Here is a 21,811-nt window from a genome sequence, read left to right on the forward strand (position 1 = left end):
TACAATCCCGGGTCGAGGCACCATTATTCAGAGAGCCCTGCATGAAAATGCGGGGCTTTTTTGATTTAGGGATTCAGGAACACGCTGGCGTGTCCCTGCGGCTGCACCGCGCGTTACAATCCCGGGTCGAGGCACCATTATTCAAGAAGCCCTTGCAGAAATGCGAGGGCTTTTTTGATCTTCTTTAAATGTCATCTCAGTTGTATCAAATTAGTGCGGCTTGTTGCTGTTTATCGCCTATTTTTGAGCGAAGATAAGATAGTCTTGCGGTGCAGTTATCTTATTTTGTTTTGCTTTATACATGGCAATATCAGCTAACTTTACTAATGTATTCAAGTTATTGCTCGTATTCGGATAAAAAGCAACGCCTACGCTCATCGATACAATGGTGGGGGTTGTATCGGAATTAAAATAGAATGGTTTCTTTACTCCATCATTCACTTTTGAAATAACAGCCTTGACCGACTCTTCATCTTCAGCCTGTAGAAGTAGAACAAATTCATCTCCCCCCCAGCGAATTGCTATATCATCTTTACGGATTTTGTCGTTAAGTTGGTCTGATACAAAAATAAGTACTTCATCGCCTGCGTCGTGACCGAAAATATCGTTCACAGCTTTAAACCCGTTAAGATCAATTAACGCTAGTGCAAAGTGTTTACCTTCATTCATTAGCTTAGCAATAAGCTTTTCACCACCATTTCGATTGTAAATTCCTGTTAGAGAGTCGAAGTCTGCTTGTAATGCCAACTTTTGTAATTCACGTTTACGACTAGAAATATCATTTAACGTTATTTGATAAAAACGCTCTTCTTCTTCTGTTATTAGGGGGCTAGCAATCAATTGAACCCACATCGCATTTTTATTTTTACCTGACCTTAGTTTAAACTCTCCCGTGGCAAATTCGTTACGCCCAAAAGCGTCTAAAAGGGAGGTTTTTACTACAGTAGGGTTTTCAAATAACTCCTCTAATAGCTCACCGTATTCTTGTTTTTTTTCTAGGCCAATTTTTTCAATAAGGTCGATAAATGCGTTATTTTTAAGTTCGATAATTCCGGTTTCAGTCATTAAAACCGTTGCTGACTTCGCATTTTCAAACAGCATCCTAAAACGCTTTTCCAAAAACTCGATTTCTTCTCTTAGTTGCCGCTCTTGGGTGAACTGTTCTTCAACCTTACTTAACAGTTGGTTGGTATCGTGCACCAACCCACCAATCTCGCTGCGAGCATGGTGTTCAGGGACTGCAATACGTTGCGTTGTACCGGGGGTGATCTCATGTAGTGAACGTCCTACTCGAAGCATGGGTGAAATAATGATGTAGTAGGTGATAATTAAAGCAACAATACCAACTACAACTGCTTCTACATATAGCGAATAGCTATTATCGGTACTGATCTTCTCAGCTTGATGAATGATATAGTCAAAGTCTGGGTATATGTTAAGTTCAGCTAACGATTCTTCAGGCATGAAAGGGTGCTGTACTATAAAAACCCTCGATTCAGTGTCTTTATTGATCGCTTCGGTAACGTTGAGCTGATAATCCAGGGCTTCACTTTTAATAGACGCTGCGAGAATTTTGTTACTTTTAACTAAACCATTAATTGCTTCTTTGGCTAAATCTTCATCTTCTAAAAATGCAGCAATGGAAGCGGTTGCGCCAACGGTTCGGAAAAGTTCTTCGATATCGTGATTTGCTTCACTGATTTCGTTCTCGTATGTTGAACGATAAAAAAACTCTGCAGTGGTTAATACCACCAACATGGATGCTGCAATCAGAAATAATGAAAACCGAAAACCTAACCCTTGTATATTAATCAAAACGATATACTACTTTCATTTTATTGGTGACATACGACTCATAAATATATGCCAAGGCCGATTCATCTTGCTCTAGTCTTTGTTGAACATCATCTAACGTCTGTTCAATAGCGGGGGGCTTAACCCGGCCTGAAAACTTTAATCTAGACCAATAGGCATTAACACGAGCCAGTGGCAAACCAACTAACGCTTCGTAAAATTGAGCTTTAAGCTCTGGATCTAATTCAACGTCGATAGGCGTAGCTTCTTTTCCATTAGGAAATGCTGAGTACTTGCCCATGAAAAGGTCGATTAAGCCTTTTTTATCTAACATTTGCACGTCGCTATTTTGATTTGTAACGACGACGAGTTTCTCTGTCGCGTAAGCACCGCAAGAGTAACTTTGTAACGTGATTAATATTAAAATAATCAGGGGGAAGCGGCTAAAAAACTTCATATATTCCCCCTAAAAGCTAAAACTTAAAGCTAGGAAAAGAGTATGCGCGACGCTTTCTTCACTATTCACAACTAACCCATCTCGGGCTCTAAGACCGCTTCCTCGTGCCTCTATATCGGTACGCTCAAGTTGTGCTTTAAAAGCTAGGTTCTCTTTTAAATCCCAACGCCAGCCTACGGAGATTGATTGCTGGTGGTGTGCCAATGTACTTGCAATTTCTTCCACAAAAATAGCTAGCTCGGCTGTATTTTCGTTAATAGGAAAACCAGGCTGCTCTTCACTCAAATAATATGCGTCTGTTTTTGCGAATGAATATAAACCGTAAAAAGTATGTGCACCGTAGAAATAGCTTATATTCAGAAAGCCGTTTAAAGAGTCTCGTAATGCAATCGAGTCGGAATCTATATGAGATAACTCGCCTGAAATCTCCCAACTACCAAGATAGCGATTTATGTAAAGTGAGGTGTATTGAATAGTGGCACCTCGTAAGCTTAATGAATTGGCGAAAGCATTAGCCCCGCTCCAGAAAGGTTGTAATTGTGCCACAGTTGATGCAACGAACGCTGTGTCTGCATTATCATTCTTAGCCTCTGTTTGGGTATGTTTTAATGCAAAGCTCCAATCAAACGAGGCGAACTCAACGCCAATAGAGCGTAAGTTACTAAATGTTAATGGGCTGTACTCATTACGAGAAAAGTCGCTTTCTCCTTGGCCCCAGAATGCTTTAACGAGTAGATTGAAATCGCGATATGGCCTAAGGTAACTGATGTCCGCACCATCAAAACTTCTGGCTGGTACAATACCATAAACTTCTGTAGGCACTTTTACCCAGGGGTAGGCAATCGAAACGTCTCGGGTATCACTAAAGTGAAAGATATCAGCAGCCAGTCTGCCAGCTCTTACCTGCCATGAAGGAGTAACTTCGTATCTAATAAAAGCCATTTGCGTGATTGAGTCTATGTTTTGTTCATCTTGTTCCCGATAAACAAATTGCCCAACAAAATCAAGGTTACTTGAAAAGCTGTAGTCGAGCTGTACGCCAATTAAACTCAAAGGCTTGAATGCAAAACCGTCCTTTTTAGCCATCTCTTTTTGTGAGCGGTCGGTACGAAATTGGTAATTGCGTGTATCAGCGGTTGCAGAAGCCAATGTGCCAAATCCGCTCACTTCTAGCTTTTCCTGTTTTGCAAAAACGCTAGAAGTTATCAGTAAGCTCATCATTACCGCGATAAATGAAAACTGCCTTTTGATCATCTACGTCTACCTATTTCGAAGTTGTTTTACTCGCACTATCAAATTCTCAAATTTGTAGCTTTTATTATTACAAGCATAGTCAAGAAATAAAAAAACCGACTGATAAATCAGCCGGTTTTTATTCCGAAGAGCCCTGAACCGAAAAGGTACGGGGCTTTTTTGATCTAGTCTATTAAATCTAATTAGACGAACACGCTGGCGTACCCCTGTGGCTCCAACCCTGCACAAGCTTAATTAAAGACCTTTACAACATACTTACGTAACTAAAATCGATTGTTTTTTATTCCTATGATAATTTAAATATCAATATATTAGCTGTTGTATTGAAAAGGAATTTTATGACGCGATATCTCCTACTGTTTTCTTTATTTCTATCTTTTAAATCATTTAGCGCAGTCACAGCATGGACGGATTTCATGCTAGATAATGGGCATATTTTTTTACCAGTTTCGATTGAGGGTATTGAGTCTAGAGCTATGTTGGACTCTGGGGCTCAAATCAATAGTATTAACCGAGCGTTTGTAGGCAAGCATAATCTCACTTTAGATTCAGCACGTTCTGTCAATATTAAGGGCGTTTTTAAGGTAGAGAAAAGACGAGCTTATAACAATGTGAAAGTGGATATTTTCGGTACCGAGTTTGAGCTAGACTCTTTGGTAGAAGCCAGTTTAGGTCATCATTCCAATGGCATGTTGTTAGGTGCAGGCTTTTTCAAAAACTTTATAGTGCAGCTTGATTATTCACGTAGCAAAATACGCCTGATAACAAGAGATACTGTTGATATGGGGGAAATAGCAAACGTAAAGGCTGTTTCCCAGAAGGGGAGTGGAATGCCCATCGCTGAAATTCATATCAACGGGGTTGCACTGTGGTTACGTATAGATACCGGAAATGCAGGAACAATTTTAATCGACCGTCGCTCTGCATCAAGAGCAGGATTACTTGAACAGGTAGAGGGTGCTACCACATCGTTTGGCGCAAATAGTTCAGGTGTGAACGAATTTGCTACCTCTAAAGCGGTAAAATTCGGCCCTTTTGAAATTAGCGACGTAAAAGTAAGTTTTCCAGCAGATGGGCAAAAAACGAATTTAGAGAGCCAATATGAAAGCGCTGGAACTCGTATAGGTGGAAAGCGTGTCGTGGGGCTAATTGGTTATGACTTATTAAAAGACTTCATTGTTACCCTTGATTATAAGTTAGGTAAACTTCACATAGCCTTGCCTGAATTAGAATGAATATTTGTAGCTTGTTCTCGGTTCTCCAGCATCAGTTTTCACTGTAAACCCTGTATAATAGGTAGAATGAGTGAGTCCGTTTGAGGTAATTGGGTATGAACCGTCGTAAAAAGATCATTAAGAAACTTCAGAAAAAAGATAAAAAAGCGAATGCTAAAATTCACAAGAGTAATAAGCCTACTTATGTTTCTAAAGCCGAGCGGGAAAAGCTAGCGTTGCAAGCGAATAGCGAAGATCAAAATACCCAGCCTGAAGACGAACAAAAGTAACCTATCAAACTCCCTATCAGTTCAAAATGTAACAATTGTAAAAACACTACCTTTTCAGTGTAAAGTAAATGAGAATGTTTCGTATTTAGAATAACAAAACATTTAAACGGAGCTTTCCTTGAAAAAACGAGTGTTCATTAGTGCGGTTTGCACACTATCCAGCGCGTTTTCCTATGCCCAAGCACAAGAGGCCGACGAAGCTAATACTGTTGAAACAGCCTCTGTCGAAAAAATCTCGGTAGTAGGTGCTGCAACAAACCTAAGTATTACTGCTGAAGACATCGAGCAATACCAAGCTAATGATCTCGCCGATATATTTCGCTACTCGCCTTCAATTAGTGTTGGTGGTTCAGTTGGTGTGGCGCAAAAAATATATATCCGCGGCCTAGAAGACGCTTATTTAAATGTTACCGTAGATGGTGCGCAACAAACTTCTACGCTGTTTCACCATATTGGCCGTGTCACTATCGACCCAGATTTACTCCAGCAAATTGATGTACAAGCAGGTGCTGGTGAAGCAACCAGTGGCCCTGGTGCAATTGGTGGTTCAATTCGTTTTAAAACCAAAGATGCTGACGATCTTTTAGCTGAAGATGAGCGTTTTGGTGGCCGTGTTAAAGCAAGCTACTTCTCTAATGACGGCACGCGTTATAGCGGCAGCCTTTATGGCAAGCTAAGTAACACATGGGGTGTGCTAGGTTATTACAGCACTGTCGATCGCGATAACATGGAAGATGGCGACGGAAACGAAATTTACGGTACAGCGGCCGATCAAGACATGTTGTTCCTTAAAGCCAGTGGTGATATTGCTGAAAACCACTACTTGTCGCTAAGTGTTGAACAACGTGATGAAGAAGGTGAGTTTTCTGCTCGCCCTAACTGGGTAGTATTAGAAGGTGCAGCACTTTACCCAAGTGAAGCCGAGCGTGATACCTATGTGGCAAACTACCGTTTCGCGCATAGCGATATGGTGTACCTTGAAGCCACCGCCTATCAAACCGATTCTTCATTCCAAGGTGGCCGTTTTAATTGGTTAGCTGAAATAGACACCTACGGTTTCGATATTCGCAATACCAGCGAAACGGCAAACCACAAGTTTGTTTACGGGGTAGATTACCGTAGCGATGAAGTGGAAAGCGGACCAGCCGCAGGAGCGGTAGAGAACGCAGAAGAAAGTAGCGTAACTGGTATTTATGCGCAGGGTTACAGTGATATTACCCCTGAACTATTACTAAGCTATGGTGTGCGCTACGACGACTACGACTTCCAGCAACGCATTCTGCTTGAAGAGTATTACGGTACGCCAGTTACCGACAGCGAAGCCTCGTTAGACGACTCTGAACTAAGCTTCAATGTAGGCGTTGCTTATCAGCTTACCGAAGCTTGGACTTTAGGGTTAGGTTATGCTGAAGCTGCCAGAGGAAAAGAGATTGGTGATGGTTTCACTATCGACGGTTACCTTTACGATGGCTCGGATATTCCAGTGGTTGCTGATGATTTGGTACCAGAAACGGTACAAAACATTGAAGCCTCAATTGAATACAGCGCGAACAACTTAAATGCGAGATTAAGCGTTTATAACTCAACCCTAGATGATGTGATTTTTGAAGGTTATGAAGGAAACTCTGTCTTCAATAACATTGGTACTGTCGAAAGCAGCGGTATTGAATTCGACCTTGCCTATCGCGTAGATTCATTCGACTTTTTCTTTGGTTTCTCAACTGCTGATAGTGAACTTGACCCAAGAGAGGGTATTTACAACGTTGATTATTCGTCTATTGATTTGAACGGTTATGAGTTTGTGGGTTTAGGTAATAGCCGCGGCGATACTATCGTAGTTGGCGTAGATTACGCCGTTAACGCCGATATCAGTGTGGGTACTAGCATTAGACAGGTTAGGTCTATTGATATTGATACCTTGCATCAAGCGGTTGATTTGGGTTGGACAGACAGTTTGTATAGCCTAAACAAACCAAGCTACACCCTTGTTGATTTATACGGTGAGTGGCAGGCCACAAGCAATATTCTTGTTAACCTAGCAGTGTCTAACTTGTTTGATGAGTACTACATCGACCATTCAAGCGTGGGTGACTACAGTGAAGTGTTTGGCTCTGTAATTGGCCCCCATGAAGCAGGTAGGGATATTAGACTATCAGTGTCTTATAACTTCTAGTACCCGTAAGTTATGAGTGCTAAATCTATAAAGAAGTGGGTCTTTTGGGCCCACCTTATTGCCGGCTTAATTGCCGGCATATTTGTTTTATGTATGTCTTTTACAGGCGTATTACTAACCTATGAACGGCAAATTGTAGAGTTCAGTGAAAGGCTGCACGATGTAGAGCCGAAACACACAAATACAAACCCAGTAAAACAAAGCAAGGTGCTTGCTAGTACTGAAGTCAGCTCAGGTAACAGCTCAGGTATCGGCACTGGCAGCAGCACTCGCATTAGCACCGATGAAGTGGTGTCGATACTGCAAACGTTGAAACCTAATGAGCCGCATATTTATATTCGTTGGGTAAACCGAGAAGGCGCGGCGATTCCTGCATGGGCGGGGCGGCACAGCTTTTTACTACATCCTTATTCCGGCGAAATTCTTCGAGAAGGCGAAAGCACGGTTGGGAAGTTTTTCCATGTAGTCACCGACTTTCATCGCTATTTATCACTTGCAGGTGACTATCGCGAGGTGGGCAAAAACATCACGGCTTACGCCAATCTTGTGTTTATCTTTTTGATCGTAAGTGGCCTTTATTTATGGCTACCCAAGCGTTTCAATTTAAGAGCCTTTAAACAGCAAACCCTATTACTTAAAACCTATCAAAATTCACATCATAGAAATCGGCAATGGCATTTCGTCTTCGGTATCTGGTGTTTAATACCGCTGTTTGTTATTGCCTTAACTGCCACTATTTTCCATTTCGATTGGGCCAATAAAGCCATATACGGCGCCTTTGGTGAAAATGTACCTAAACGAGAGCAGCATGAGGAAATTACCAGTTTAGCGGCTGACATAGTGCCTTATGAAACGCTCTTTAAAGCAGCCAAGCAACACGCCAATGCAAATAAGTATGAAGACTGGTATTCAATGTGGATGGAAATAGGTGAGCATAAACACGAAGCCCGTTTCTTCATTGATGAAAGCATTGGGCATAGGCAAGAGCTCGCTTATTCGCTTTTTTTCGATACGCAAACAGGCGAAGTAACCCAGGTACTAAGAAAACAAGATTGGTCTCTTGGCGGGCAAGCCTGGGGTACGGCACGCTTTTTACATACCGGCGAATACTTTGGGGTTATTGGACAAACTGTAGCGGGATTGGTGTCATTGCTAGCGTGCGTGCTGGTATATACGGGCATTGTGTTGGCGTGGCGTAGATTAGTCAGCGAGCCCAAACGGTTGCGCTAATAGGATTAGTTCAAACTGTTAGTCAAAACGAGGATTTACAGCGCCGAGTTAGGAGTTTTAGCAAAGCCCGTAGTTTAAACATAGCCTCGAATTTAAGCTTAGCCCGTAGTTAAAGAGTAGATCGTTCAATGGGTACTCGTGTACGTTAGTGAGCAGTGGTCGATGAGCGAGGCAATTCAATTTGAATTTTTAGCCCGCTGCGCTGCATGTCTTTCTCATTATCGCTCTGGGCAGAGTCGCTATAGCCACTGGCGTCTTCGTTATAGCCACGGGCATCATCAGTATAGTTCTGTGCGTTAATAGTACCGCCAACGGCTTCAATTTGCCGGTGGGCTAACGCCAAACCTAAACCAAAGCCAGTGCTTTGAGATGCATCTTTTCTCTCAATCGTTGATGCTCTGGCTTTATCCACCCGAAAGAAGGGCTTAAAGATATCACCAAGCATATGTTCGGGCACACCAGGCCCATTGTCTTTCACACATAGCCGGTAACCCTGCTCGGTGATGGTGAGCAGAACTTCTACTTCCGATTTTTCCGGGGTATGGCGCAATGCGTTACGAATAATATTCTCTATCGCTTGGCCCAATGCTATTTGGCTGCTTTGAATTAACGGCGCTTTTTCTGGCAATTTGCTAACAAGGTTTTTGTCTGGGTATTCAAATCGAGCGTCTTCGCATATTACTTGTATTAATTCCGCCAAATCGAAATCTTCCGTATTGAGTTGCGGAGACTCAGTGTTTAACCACGCAAGAGTAAGGGTATCTTCAACTAAATTTCGCATGGTAGACGCTTCGTAGCGCAGTCGCTCTATCGCCTGTTGCGGATTAATTTTTTGTTCTACAAAATCAATCGCCATATCGATGCGGGTTAGTGGCGTGCGTAATTCATGAGATAAATCTGCCAGTAACTGACGTTGATTATAAATAAGTTGGCTGGTTCTATCAGCCATTTTATCGAAGGTAACGGCAAGGCGAGTAAGTTCGTCATTTCGCTCTAATAACGAAGCATTGGTGCGTACATCTAGGTGACCTTCGCTAAATGATTTCGTTACATTTTCGAGTTTTCGCAGTGGCGACATAACATGCCGATACAGTACAAAGCTTAAAATACATAACAGTATTAGCGGTAGCGCAATCTGAAGTAAGGCATTTGCATACAGCAGCATTGCGCCTGGCCGCATCCGCTGGGGCAGTTCAATTAATAGGTGAGTGCTAGCATCAAGAAAGGGAACTTCCATTACAGGGTTTTGTTGAAAATAGAGGTGTATTTTCCACTCAACACTTCTGCCATATTGAAAGCGGTCGAAAAAAGGTTTGTAAACGGAAGAGCCTGCCATAGGAGTAAGATTAGATCTCACTACCCCTACCCACGTATTTTCTTTTTTTTGAAGGTCTTTTAGCCACACAGATAAGGCTTGTTCCCCTTGATTACGCATGATGTCGTCGGCTTCTTTACCATAAGCAAGTAATTGCTGCTGATGTTCCTTGGCAATAAAGCTCATGCTAGATTCAGTATGGTTAGTCAGCCAATCTATCGCTAAAAATAACAATACTGTGCCAACAGCAATAACAGTACATAAGCGCCAAAACAAGGTGTATTTCATGAAAAGCGATAGCCTTTACCATGCAAAGTAGAAAGCCTTTCAGGTAACATACCAGCCTCTACAAGCTTCTTACGTACACGGCTAATATGCATGTCTAAACTTCTGTCGTAACGGCTAAATGGCCTATCAAGTACGCTTTGGTATAAAAATGCTTTGGTCATTATTTCGTGCTGATTTTCTACCAATACCCATAGTAATTTAAATTGAATAGGAGTGAGTTCTACTGAGCTCCCTGAAAAGTGAACATCTTGCTTAATTCGGTTAAGTTGAAGCTCATCAATGATTAACTGTGTGGCTTGTTTCGGTGGGGTAGTATCTCGTTGGCTACGACGTAGTAGGGCCTCTATTCTAAGCATCATTTCTGTGAAATTAAATGGTTTAGGTAGGTAATCATCAGCGCCTTTTCTATAGCCTTCAATGCGCTGTTGCTCAGCACCGCTTGCGGTAATCATCATCACAGGTGTGTGCTTTACTTTTCGAAGTTGGTTTAATACAGATAAACCATTTAACGAAGGTAACAGAATATCGAGCAAGATGAGATCGAAGCTTTCTTGAAGTGCAGTGAGCAGGCCTTTTTGCCCATCTAAGCATTGAGTAGTAGCAAACCCCTTCTCTTTTAATAGCCTAGCGACCTGATCGCTAAGGGTTATATCGTCTTCTATAATTAATATGCGAGCACTGGACATGACATGCACCAAGGTTGTGAGTCTACATGCTATTGATAATTGTTATTGTTTGCAAGTTGGTTCGGGTATTCACTTTCAAAAATTTCTCAACTTTGCTATTTTCGGTTTGGTTCACTACGCACAGTAGGTGTAGTCGTAATTACACCTTCTTCATAACGGCAAGGATTAGTAATGCCCGCTCAACACTTCACAGTTCTGACTTTTTTAGCTTTTTTATTTATTGCCACTGGATGTTCTAACAACTCTCCTCAAACTTCTTCTGATGCTGGTTCAATGTCTGAAGACAATCAGACAAGAGTTACACTCACTGGCACATGGCAGGTGGAAGATATTGATCACGGCGGTATCATCGATAACAGCATGCTGACGATGGAGCTGGTGACGAAAAATAGAATTTCTGGCTTTACTGGCTGCAACCAGTTTTCAGGCATCCTTAATGTAAAAGCAAGCGAGCTAGGGGAGGGGGAGTTTTCAACGTCGAAACTGGTGACCACCCGACGTGCATGTTTAACCGCTATGTCAGCACAAGAGCAGCGTTTTATAAAGGCATTAGAAAGTGCGAGCCGCTACGAAATAAAGAATAACACCTGGTTAGTAATTTATGACAACAGCGGTCAGCAAAGAATTAAACTAATTAAAATGTCTGCGCAACAAACAGTGGAAAACGAAAAAAATGATGCCGCTACTACTGGTACGCATGCATTTAACTGCGCGACTGCAGGCAGCGTTGTTGTGCGCTTTTTAGGGCCAGAAACCATTAAGCTTTCTGAAAATGGCAATATTCATATTTTGCAGCGTGCGCGTTCAGCCTCTGGCGCCCGTTATATAGGTATGAACACTGAATTCTGGAACAAAGGTAGTTCAGCGATTCTTAGCCTTAAAAATCAATCGTACACTTGCAGTAAGTAAATACGCAATAAGTAAACTAACCCTCGGCTAATGCTTACCACCAGAGCTTTCAGCGAAGGCGCTTATATAACGCCCTTCGCTAGATTTACTAACTAAAACCTTCAGCGAAGCCTTTAATTAAAGCCTTTAGCCCACCTCATTATTTTAGTCTACGAATTTAGTTCACTGATGCAGTTCGTAACCTTTTATAGTTTTTTTTGCACATATAGCGTTTTTTCGCCTCTTGTTACTTGCCAACTTTCCAAACTGGGTACTACGCTTAGTCCATATTGTAATCAATATTAACCAAGCGTTGCCTATTTACTCGGCTTCTCAATTTAGAGTAAGTACCTTAATGACATTGAAAACACGTCATGCATATTTCGCTCAACGTTTAGTTGAACGATAAAGGAGTAGTGGCAGGGTATAAGGAGAGCCTTTTGCATTCAAACGTGGGCAGTTCATCAAATAGTAATTTAAATCGCTCTACTAACTACCTTTTTGGCGTAATTTTAGGGCTGTTAGTATCCTGGGCTTTGTATTTTTTAGGAAACGCGCTTTTCGGATTCATACTGCTTTCGGTGGTATTGATAGGTTATGTCGTATTCGTAACTAGCAAAAATGCTTCTGATACTACTCAGCCTCCCGCTGATCAGATTGAACCAAACACAGCGTTTGTTGATGATGATTTTGCATTAGCAGGCGCAGAAATAGCCCATTCGCTATCTATATGTGAAGGCAATCTGTCTTCTATTAAGACTACCCAAGATGACGCGGTAACCACACTTAGCAATGCGTTTATTAGCTTGAAAGATTTAGTTGCTGAACAGATTAATTGTATAGGGGCACTGCTTAGTGTTGATGAATCAAACCATACTGCCTATTCAGATAAAATGCGCAGCTTCGCCAAAGATACCGATAGCACCCTTGTGAGTTTTATCGACTCAACTGAAAAAATGTCGTCATCGACACAACACCTCATGAGCCAAGTACAAACCATTCAGCAAGCAATGCCAACGGTTATTGATGCGCTGAGCGGAATAGATGACATTTCAGCACAAACCAACTTACTGGCGTTAAACGCCGCTATAGAAGCAGCTCGAGCCGGTGAGGCAGGAAGAGGTTTTGCCGTGGTGGCCGACGAAGTAAGGGCATTGTCTACCCGCTCTACCCAGTTCAGTGATGTTATTAAAAAGCAGGTAGAAAACATTAAAGGCTTAGTAGATAAGCTCACCGAAACTGCCGAAGTGGTTGCCTCTCAAGACATTTCCCATGTGGTGAAAGCAAAAGACCATATTAGCGGAGAGTTGAAAGATATTATTCGCAAAGCAGAGTCAGACCAAGTAACCACTAAGCAATTAGAAGGCATTGGACAACAACTTGATGACGCCATTAATAATGCCATAAGAGGTATGCAGTTTGGCGACATCAATGGCCAACATATTGATTACACGAAAGATATTGTGACTTTCATTATTGAGCGGCTGCAGCAACTAGAGCCCGGTAATGTAGATGCATTTGCTTCTGAACTAAAAGCTTATCAACAAGCGCTTGCCCAACGCGGAAAAACTGATCATAACCCCGTTTCTGCAAAATCAATGGATTCGGGGGACGTTGAGTTGTTCTAGGGTAAAAGGGGTATTTGGTATCAAAGGTTATTACGTTTAAGAAGTAAGGGAATAAAGAGTATGAGCAAGCACATTTTAGTAGTTGATGACTCCATCTCAATTCGTCAGATGGTGGAAATGACGTTGAAAGGAGCGGGTTACACGGTAACCACAGCCCAAGATGGACAAGACGCATTAGACAAATGTAAATCTCAGCAGTTTGGCTTTGTGTTAACCGATCAAAATATGCCGCGTATGGATGGCTTAACGTTAATAAAGAACCTGCGGGGTTTAGCTGGTTTCAATCGCACGCCTATAGTAATGCTTACCACTGAAGCTGGACCAGAAATGAAAGCGAAAGGAAAAGCGGCAGGGGCTACAGGTTGGATGGTGAAGCCATTCGATCCTAACAAGTTGTTAGATGTGACTAAGCGCGTATTGGGCTAACCCTTGCTATGAAACCGGTCTGGAAGGATTCAGAATGAGCATCGATATTGAGCAGTTCCATGATGTTTTTTTTGACGAGAGCGATGAGCATCTCGACGACATGGAGCAGCTGCTACTAAATCTTGATGTAGAGTCGCCCGATTCAGAAGAGCTAAATAGTATCTTTCGTGCGGCGCATTCTATCAAAGGGGGCAGTGGCATTTTCGGCTTCAATGCGCTGATGAACCTTACTCATGTCATGGAGAACCTTTTAGATAAAGCCCGCAATCAACAATTATCTATTACCACTGGTATTGTTAATCTGCTACTTGAAACCCTTGACGTATTAAAAGCTACATTATCAGCTTATCGTGAACAAGTTGATGTGCCCGAACAAGATATCGCCACAAGTATTGCTAAGTTAGAAGCCGCTCTATTAGAACCAAGCGATGTATCAGCGGTTAATTCTAGTATCGACCCTGCCAGTAATCACGAGGACGTTAAAGAAGGTGAGGTTAATGCTATTGAGCGTGATGATAACAGCGGGGATGCTTTTGGTTTTTTTGATGATGAACCTGAACCTGAACCTGAGCTAAGTTTAGATACCAATCAGAAAATGACATCTAGCGACAGTGAACTATCAACCGAAAGTGACGATGGTTTCGGATTTTTTGATGACGAACCTAGCGCAAAAACAACAGCTACACCTAAAGATGATGGCTTCGGTTTCTTTGATGAGCCAGAAGCGCCAACACTAACAACAGAAGCAAATACAAGTACAGATACAATAGATAGTAGTTTCGGTTTCTTCGATGAACCAGAAACGCCAGCATTAAATACTGACGCAAGTGTAAGTACAGAAGATGGTAAAGGTTTTGGCTTTTTCGATACTGCAGATTTACCAAAGCAAAGTCCAAGCCCAAGCCAGAACTCAAATCAGAACCAAAACCAGAACCTAGAACCTTTGTCTACCAGCACTTTAGCCGGTGCATCGGCTTCAGGGAAGCCAGCTACAAGCCAATCGGCGTCAGCATCAACAAGCTCTGCCGCCTCTAAGCCGCCCGCACGAGCAACCAAAAAAAGTGCAGGGCGAGATAGCGCATCAATTCGTGTAGATACCGGAAAAATAGATGCCATGGTAAATCTAGTAGGCGAGCTTGTTATCACGCAATCAATGCTGTCTATGATTGGGCAGGAAGTAGAAGGGCAAGTAGGAGAACGTCTACAGCTTGCCATTGATGAATTACAGCGCAATACCCGTGAAATTCAAGAGTCGGTAATGTCTGTAAGGATGTTACCGCTAACTGCCACCTTCAATAGATTCCCCCGACTCGTTCGTGATTTGGCGGGCAAGTTAGGCAAAAAATTGGATTTGGTTTTACAAGGTGCCCACACCGAAATTGATAAAAGCCTTATTGAGAAAATAGTAGACCCTCTCACCCATCTAGTCAGAAACAGTATAGATCATGGCATAGAGTCACCGGAAAAACGCCTTGCTGCAGGCAAACCTGAAGTGGGCACAGTAATACTTAGCGCTGAGCAAAAAGGCGGCAGTATCATTATTAGTATTATTGATGATGGCGGAGGGCTGAATCGAGCCCGTATCTTAGAAAAAGCACAGTCGAATGGTTTAGCAATCAACGATGACATGCCAGACAGCGCAGTATGGCAACTTATCTTTCAAGCTGGTTTTTCTACTGCCGAAGCAGTAACAGATGTATCAGGCCGTGGTGTAGGCATGGATGTGGTAAGGCGTAATATCGAAGCCATTGGTGGGCGCATAGAAATAGAGTCGTCACTAGGGGAAGGTTCTGGCTTTTTCATTCATCTACCGCTAACCCTCGCTATTGTCGATGGCATGTGTGTGTCAGTTGGTAATCAAATTTTTGTTATACCGCTGCTTAATATTGTTGAGTCTTTTCAGCCGACTGCCAGCCAGCTTAAAACCCTAGGAAACGATACGGTACTTTACGTGCGAGACCAGTATTGGCCGCTGGTTCCACTATACGACTATATGGACGTAGAAAACGCCAACCGGAAACCCACAGAAGCCATTGTTGTATTGCTAGAGAGCAGTAAAAAACGGTTTGGGATACTCGTTGATGCCTTAGTAGGCCAGCAACAAGTAGTTATAAAAAGTTTGGAAGATCACTATCGAAAAGTAGCCGGAATTGCAGGCGCTACCATCATGGGCGACGGAAAAGTTGCACTCATTATTGATGCCGACTCTATTGCAACTACTTATACCTCAAGCCAAATAGAGGACATGCTCGCATGAGTGATACCGCATTACATCAAGCTGTTATCGGCGGCGATGACAAAGAGTATTTGAGTTTTGTATTAGCCGATGAGCATTACGCTTTAGATATTAAAACGGTGAAAGAAATTCGTGGTTACGAGCAGGTGACTAAAATTGCTAATGCTCCTGCATTTATCAAAGGCGTTATCAACTTGCGTGGCGACATAGTGCCTATTGTTGACCTTCGGATTAAGTTCAACGTAGGTGAAGCCACATACACTGAATTTACCATCGTCATTATGCTTAATATTCAAGATCGCATTGTGGGAATAGTGGTCGATGGCGTGTCAGACGTTATTCGATTAATGGAAGAACAAATTTTAGCGCCTCCTGAATTTGGTGTGGCGTTCGACAGCCGGTATTTACACGGGTTGGCAGATGTAGATGGTCAGATGGTTATTCTGGTGAATATAGAAAGCCTTATCACCAGCGAAGAAATGGGCTTAGTTGCTCCACAAAGCGTGAATGAAGACGCGTAACAACTAAGAACGCAACGGCAAAAATTTCGCAAATTTAGGATGAAATGGTTATGGGCGTGTTTAACTTTCTCAACAATGACGAGCTTAAAGCTGCACAGCAAGAGGCGCAGCTTAAAACGCAGATCCTCGAGGCAAGCACCACGAATATCATGGTAATAGACAATGCAGGTAACATTGTTTATCACAATCCTGCGTTTTTAACACTAGCGCAGCAGTACCCAGATGATTTTAAGGTGTCTACTAGTGATGGCGTTGCCCCTCTCAAAGGGCAGAACTTATCTACTATTGTTCGGGGTAATGCTGAGCTGCTCAATCAGCTGATGCAATGCCGCGAAGCAAGTCTACATGCTCAGCTAGCCGCTACTGTTTTTACTCTTACCATTACACCCATGGCTAATTCATCATCAGGTGCCGCGCAGTACGTCGTGCAATGGAGTGATGATAAACAGGAAAACGAACGTGCTGGTATGGTGAATGCCATTAACAGGAGCCAAGCCGTTATTCTGTTCACCCCCGATGGCAGCATAGTAAAAGCGAATGAAAACTTTCTGACTACTATGGGTTATTCAGAAAGTGAAGTTGAAGGTAAACGCCATAGTCTATTTGTTACCGCTGAATATGCCGCTAGCCAAGCCTACAAAGATTTTTGGACGGTATTGCGCAGTGGTGAAGTGCACAGTGGGGAATTTTGTCGTGTAAATAGTCAGGGAGAGGACGTTTGGATCCATGCCTCTTACAACCCTATTTTCGATCATAATGGCGAGGTTGTATCAATTGTGAAATTCGCTGTTGATATTACTGCTCAGAAAAAACAAAACGCAGATCATGAAGGGCAAGTTAACGCAATTGGAAAATCTCAAGCGGTTATCGAGTTCGACTTACAGGGTAATATCCTTACCGCCAATGATAACTTTTTGAATGTTATGGGGTATTCATTAGAAGAAGTGCAAGGCAAGCATCACAGTACCTTTGTTGATAGAGACGTTAAACTTAGCCCTGAATACGCGGCATTTTGGAAAGATTTACAAGCTGGCAATTACCGCACAGGTGAGTTCAAAAGGCTAGGCAAGGGAGGCAGTGAAATTTGGATACAAGCCTCTTACAACCCCATATTAGATAGCAATGGAAAACCCTTTAAAGTGGTTAAGTTTGCTACTGATATTACCACTGAAAAAGCGAAGAACGCCTACTTCGAAGGTCAGTTAACCGCTATTAGTAAATCCCAAGCTGTTATTGAATTTGATTTAGATGGGGTAATTTTAGATGCAAATAGTAATTTCTTATCAGCCCTTGGTTACACCCTTGATGAAGTGAAAGGGAAGCATCACAGTATTTTTGTCGACCCTGCTTTTAAAAACAGCCCAGAATATGCAGCCTTTTGGGAGCAATTACGCAAAGGCGTTTATGCCAGTGGAGAGTACAAACGCATAAGTAAGTTAGGTAATGCGGTGTATATCCAAGCTTCTTACAATCCTATTTTAGATCAAAACGGTAACCCATTTAGAGTGGTGAAGTATGCCACCGATATTACTGGGCGCACGATAGCAGTAGAAAGCATTAAAACCGTGATGTCTAAGCTTACCGAAGGAGATTTGCTGCATAATATTGAAGAGCCCCTAGATGGCGATTTTAAAGTACTTGGTGAGTCGATTAATCAATTTGTAGACGAGCTACGCGACACTATTATTAAAATTCACGATGCGGTTGAAACTATCGATACCGCGTCGAACGAGATAGCTACAGGTAACGCCGACCTATCAAGTAGAACCGAGCAACAAGCTTCAAGCTTAGAAGAAACTGCATCGGCCATGGAACAGCTTACGGGTACGGTTAAGCTGAATGCAGAAAATGCCGACCAAGCCAAAGGCTTAGCAAGTCAGGCGTCTGATGTAGCATCGCAAGGCGGCAAGGTAATTGAAAAAGTGGTTCATACCATGGGTGAAATTAATGATTCAGCCCAACGCATTTCAGACATTATTGGCGTTATTGATGGCATTGCGTTTCAAACTAATATACTTGCGCTTAACGCGGCGGTTGAAGCCGCACGCGCTGGTGAGCAAGGCCGTGGGTTTGCCGTAGTAGCATCAGAAGTACGCACCTTAGCCCAACGTTCAGCGGAAGCGGCCAAAGATATTAAAGGGCTTATTTCTACCTCGGTAGAAAAGATTACCAACGGCAATGTGTTGGTGAATAAATCTGGTGAAACCATGGCTGATATCGTTACTGCCATTAAGCGGGTGAACGATATTATGTCGGAAATTGCGGCAGCCAGTTCCGAGCAAGCTACCGGCATTCAAGAGGTTAACAATGCCGTGGTGCAGATGGACGAAATGACACAGCAAAATGCTGCGCTAGTAGAAGAAGCAGCGGCAGCCGCCGATAGCATGAGGCAGCAATCTGGGCAGTTAGCACAGCGGGTGGCGGTATTTAAAGTGGGGCAGCAAAGCTTTAGCTCAGCGCCTGCAGCATCAAGTGGAATGGCATCAATTCCCAGATCTACATCACGAGCCATAGCCGGCCCAGGGCCTTCTAAGCCAAGGGTAGCGTTAAACCCTGCTTCTCCTGATGAAGCAGAATGGGAGGCTTTTTAGTGTATGACAGAGTTACACGAAGTAGTTGCGCACAGGGAGTTTGCCTACAGTCGTCGTGACTTTGATAAGGTAAGGAGTTTGCTCTTTGAGCGAGCGGGAATCCGTCTAGCCGACTCAAAAGATGCCATGGTATACAGCCGCCTAGCGCGGCGTTTGCGTATATTGAAAATGACACGCTTTAAAGATTACTTGGCCATGGTATCTAACGACCAGCAAGAGCAAGAACACTTCATTAATGCACTAACAACTAATCTAACCGCGTTTTTTAGAGAGCCCCATCATTTTGAAGCACTTGCTACCTACCTAAAACAAAATCCAAATACTAAACGAATCTGGTGCTCTGCTAGCAGTACCGGAGAAGAGCCATATTCTATCGCTATGACGGTGGCTTCAGTGTTTGGCACTTTCACTCCGCCTGTGTCTATTGTTGCCACCGACATCGACAGTCGTGTTTTAGAAAAAGCCGCTGCCGGAGTGTACAGCGCCAGCGGAATTGAGCAGTTGCCCCCACATTATCGCCAGCAGTTCTTCTTTAAAGGTAAAGGAACACAGCAAGGTAAGGTACGCGTGGTCAATGAGCTTAAAAATATGGTTCAGTTTTCTACCTTGAACCTGATGTCGCCCACATGGAATATCGAAAGCCCGATAGATATTATTTTTTGCCGCAACGTCATGATTTATTTCGACCGTAACACCCAGCACAAAATATTAGCCCGAATGGTTAAGTTGATGAAACCTGGAGGCATGTATGTAGCTGGTCATTCTGAAAACTTCACTATGTACCCTGAGTTGGTGCGGCCAATGGGTAAAACCATTTATCGGCCAGTAAATTAAAAGAGGTTAGCAGTATGAGCCAAGATGAACAGCCTATTAGCTATTACGATAATCGGTTTCGAAAAGAAGCGGTAAAATTACTACCGGGTCAATATGTGGCAACGGCCTCCAATAAAGTGTTAGTGACCATTTTAGGCTCTTGTGTAGCAGCCTGTATTTATGACCCAGAGAAAAAGATTGGGGGCATGAATCACTTTATGTTGCCTGAATTAAATATAGCCAGCGAGTTAGACGGTAACCTAGCCTCTAAGTATGGTGTGCATGCTATGGATATGCTGATTGAAAAGTTGGTTACCCTTGGAGCGCGAAAAGACAAACTGGTAGCCAAAGCCTTCGGCGGTGGCAAAGTGCTAGCTGGGTTCGTGCAGCAAGACATTGGAAGAATTAACGCTGAATTCGTTGTTAATTATCTTACAAGAGAAAACATACCACTGTTAAATAGTGACTTAATGTCAGACTACGCCCGTAAGATATACTTTCTGCCCGACGAAGGTAACGTATATATGAAGCGAATTAGAAACTTTAATAATGATAGTTTGTACGATCGTGAATCTAGCCACCGAGTCATGCTATCTCAGAATGCTAATGCAGATGATTTCCCGCTAACGGAGCCTAACAATGCCCATCAAAGTTCTCGTAGTCGATGACTCTGCGCTCATTCGGCAGCTGTTATCCGAAATTATAAAGAAAGAACGAGATATGACTCTAGTAGGGGCTGCACCAGATGCCTTTGTAGCAAAGAAAATGGTGCAGGAATTCAAGCCCGATGTCATCACCTTAGATATAGAAATGCCTAAAGTTGATGGGCTGCGTTTTCTAGAAGTGATGATGAAAGCCTGTCCCACACCCGTAGTGATGGTATCTACATTAACTGAGAAGGGAGCAGATGCTACTTTGCGCTCGCTAGAACTTGGCGCGGTAGATTTTGTCCCTAAGCCTAAGTTAGGTGTTGCGCAAGGCATGGAAGAATATAGCTCGGTAATAACCGAAAAAATTAGAATGGCGGCACATTCTACCCTTAGCGCGCCTACTCAATCACGCGCATCGCAACATGCGGCTATGCGTTATACCGGCAGTGAAAAAATTATTGGTATTGGCGCATCTACGGGGGGCACTGAAGCAATTAAAGATGTACTAATGCACTTTCCCCTAAATGCCCCTGCTACTGTTATTACTCAGCATATGCCACCAGGCTTTACTACCACCTATGCGCGCAGATTAAACAGTTTGTGTGAAATACAGGTAAGTGAAGCAAAGGGAGGCGAGCGATTGTTACCTGGGCACGCTTACTTAGCTCCAGGAGACAAGCATGTACTAATAGAACGTAGCGGTGCAGATTATCGCATTGCCTTGTCGGACGGGCCAAGAGAGTCGGGGCATAGGCCGTCGGTAGATGTACTTTTTAACTCGTTAGCGACGAGTGCTGGAGCGAATGCGGTTGGGGTGCTACTAACTGGAATGGGGCGAGATGGGGCTAATGGTTTGCTTCATATGAAGCAGCAAGGCGCAACCACATTTTGCCAAGATGAAAAAAGCTGTGTGGTGTTTGGCATGCCGAAAGTAGCAATAGAACTTAATGCGGCTTGCCACGTAACACCCCTAGCATCATTAGCTGATGCAATACTCGATACGTTAGAGTCGATTGGCGTGAGTACACGGCTTTAAGTGTTTTTTGTATTATTTTTGTATCACCTAAGTTAGCACTTCGCTTGTTAGCTGATTTAATTGATGTTTTAATAAAGAAGATCTGTTGCCACGATAACATTGCTGTTACAGAAAGCTGTTCCTGTAACCTCACCTAGGGAAGGGTTATACGTGGGTGCTAACGACAGACTAATAACGATAAAAGAAACATAGCAACTCCCTCACAAATCATGAGCGCTAAGAATACATGATGGGGAATGACGGTCGCGGGGAATTGGTTTATACCTGTTTTTTATATCATTAGGTATAAATCCCAGCACCTAAAAACAAAAAAAGTATTGC

At 42.9% G+C, this 21,811-nt stretch carries 19 protein-coding genes; 14 read left to right on the forward strand and 5 right to left on the reverse strand.

Going from position 1 to position 21,811, the window contains the following annotated elements; translation table 11 throughout:
• Positions 1-188 (forward strand): hypothetical protein (locus Q4561_RS11740; protein ID WP_303460580.1); only part of this gene is annotated, 188 nt, incomplete at its 5' end.
• A 49-nt stretch (positions 189-237) separates the two neighbouring features.
• Here the strand turns inward: Q4561_RS11740 and Q4561_RS11745 are convergent.
• The 3 genes from Q4561_RS11745 to Q4561_RS11755 are packed head-to-tail and all read right to left on the reverse strand — an operon-like array spanning position 238 to position 3,505.
• Positions 238-1,815 (reverse strand): diguanylate cyclase, encoded by a 1,578-nt coding sequence (locus Q4561_RS11745; protein WP_303460581.1) that lies wholly within the window; start codon positions 1,813-1,815, stop codon positions 238-240.
• Positions 1,808-2,251, reverse strand: a complete 444-nt coding sequence (locus Q4561_RS11750; RefSeq protein WP_303460584.1) for a hypothetical protein — start codon at positions 2,249-2,251, stop codon at positions 1,808-1,810. The genes Q4561_RS11745 and Q4561_RS11750 overlap by 8 nt, the downstream gene beginning before the upstream one ends.
• Positions 2,252-2,260: 9 nt before the next feature.
• Positions 2,261-3,505: a hypothetical protein gene (locus tag Q4561_RS11755; RefSeq protein ID WP_303460585.1), complete on the reverse strand. Its 1,245-nt coding sequence runs from the start codon at positions 3,503-3,505 to the stop codon at positions 2,261-2,263.
• 338 nt (positions 3,506-3,843) lie between these two features.
• Between Q4561_RS11755 and Q4561_RS11760 the strand changes: the two genes are divergently transcribed.
• The 4 genes from Q4561_RS11760 (at position 3,844) to Q4561_RS11775 (ending at position 8,412) form a co-directional block, all read left to right on the forward strand.
• Positions 3,844-4,740, forward strand: coding sequence for an aspartyl protease family protein (locus tag Q4561_RS11760; RefSeq protein ID WP_303460587.1), 897 nt, complete (start codon positions 3,844-3,846; stop codon positions 4,738-4,740).
• 95 nt (positions 4,741-4,835) lie between these two features.
• Positions 4,836-5,009: a DUF2986 domain-containing protein gene (locus Q4561_RS11765; RefSeq protein ID WP_303460589.1), complete on the forward strand. Its 174-nt coding sequence runs from the start codon at positions 4,836-4,838 to the stop codon at positions 5,007-5,009.
• Between the two features lie 118 nt (positions 5,010-5,127).
• A complete protein-coding gene (locus tag Q4561_RS11770) occupies positions 5,128-7,182 on the forward strand; it encodes a TonB-dependent receptor (RefSeq protein ID WP_303460590.1) in 2,055 nt (684 codons plus the stop codon).
• Positions 7,183-7,194: 12 nt separating this feature from the next.
• Positions 7,195-8,412, forward strand: coding sequence for a PepSY domain-containing protein (locus tag Q4561_RS11775; RefSeq protein WP_303460594.1), 1,218 nt, complete (start codon positions 7,195-7,197; stop codon positions 8,410-8,412).
• A gap of 145 nt (positions 8,413-8,557) precedes the next feature.
• Here Q4561_RS11775 and Q4561_RS11780 read toward each other — a convergent pair whose 3' ends face one another.
• Both Q4561_RS11780 and Q4561_RS11785 read right to left on the reverse strand, forming a co-directional pair.
• Complete coding sequence (locus tag Q4561_RS11780; protein WP_303460595.1) at positions 8,558-10,015, reverse strand: sensor histidine kinase; 1,458 nt, start codon at positions 10,013-10,015, stop codon at positions 8,558-8,560.
• Positions 10,012-10,701, reverse strand: coding sequence for a response regulator transcription factor (locus Q4561_RS11785; protein WP_303460598.1), 690 nt, complete (start codon positions 10,699-10,701; stop codon positions 10,012-10,014). Before Q4561_RS11785 ends, Q4561_RS11780 begins: the two co-directional genes overlap by 4 nt.
• Positions 10,702-10,872: 171 nt before the next feature.
• On the opposite strand from Q4561_RS11785, the gene Q4561_RS11790 reads away from it, so the two are divergent.
• The 9 genes from Q4561_RS11790 (at position 10,873) to Q4561_RS11830 (ending at position 21,490) form a co-directional block, all read left to right on the forward strand.
• Entirely contained in the window at positions 10,873-11,610 is a 738-nt protein-coding gene (locus Q4561_RS11790; protein ID WP_303460600.1) for an META domain-containing protein, read from the forward strand.
• A 419-nt stretch (positions 11,611-12,029) separates the two neighbouring features.
• Positions 12,030-13,217, forward strand: coding sequence for a methyl-accepting chemotaxis protein (locus Q4561_RS11795; RefSeq protein WP_303460602.1), 1,188 nt, complete (start codon positions 12,030-12,032; stop codon positions 13,215-13,217).
• 60 nt (positions 13,218-13,277) lie between these two features.
• Positions 13,278-13,643 carry a response regulator gene (locus Q4561_RS11800; RefSeq protein WP_303460605.1) on the forward strand — a complete coding sequence of 122 codons (366 nt, stop codon included), beginning with the start codon at positions 13,278-13,280 and terminating at the stop codon, positions 13,641-13,643.
• Positions 13,644-13,677: 34 nt separating this feature from the next.
• On the forward strand, positions 13,678-15,900 hold the full coding sequence (locus Q4561_RS11805; RefSeq protein WP_303460608.1) for a chemotaxis protein CheW: 2,223 nt from the start codon (positions 13,678-13,680) through the stop codon (positions 15,898-15,900).
• Positions 15,897-16,400, forward strand: a complete 504-nt coding sequence (locus tag Q4561_RS11810; RefSeq protein WP_303460611.1) for a chemotaxis protein CheW — start codon at positions 15,897-15,899, stop codon at positions 16,398-16,400. The genes Q4561_RS11805 and Q4561_RS11810 overlap by 4 nt, the downstream gene beginning before the upstream one ends.
• A 50-nt stretch (positions 16,401-16,450) precedes the next feature.
• Positions 16,451-18,991 (forward strand): methyl-accepting chemotaxis protein, encoded by a 2,541-nt coding sequence (locus Q4561_RS11815; protein ID WP_303460613.1) that lies wholly within the window; start codon positions 16,451-16,453, stop codon positions 18,989-18,991.
• A gap of 3 nt (positions 18,992-18,994) precedes the next feature.
• Entirely contained in the window at positions 18,995-19,825 is an 831-nt protein-coding gene (locus tag Q4561_RS11820) for a CheR family methyltransferase (protein WP_303460615.1), read from the forward strand.
• 14 nt (positions 19,826-19,839) lie between these two features.
• A complete protein-coding gene (gene cheD / locus Q4561_RS11825; protein WP_303460619.1) occupies positions 19,840-20,472 on the forward strand; it encodes a chemoreceptor glutamine deamidase CheD in 633 nt (210 codons plus the stop codon).
• On the forward strand, positions 20,444-21,490 hold the full coding sequence (locus Q4561_RS11830; RefSeq protein WP_303460621.1) for a chemotaxis response regulator protein-glutamate methylesterase: 1,047 nt from the start codon (positions 20,444-20,446) through the stop codon (positions 21,488-21,490). Before cheD ends, Q4561_RS11830 begins: the two co-directional genes overlap by 29 nt.
• Positions 21,491-21,811 lie beyond the last annotated feature (321 nt).

This window comes from Alteromonas sp. 1_MG-2023 (genome assembly GCF_030547075.1).
GTDB lineage: Bacteria > Pseudomonadota > Gammaproteobacteria > Enterobacterales > Alteromonadaceae > Alteromonas.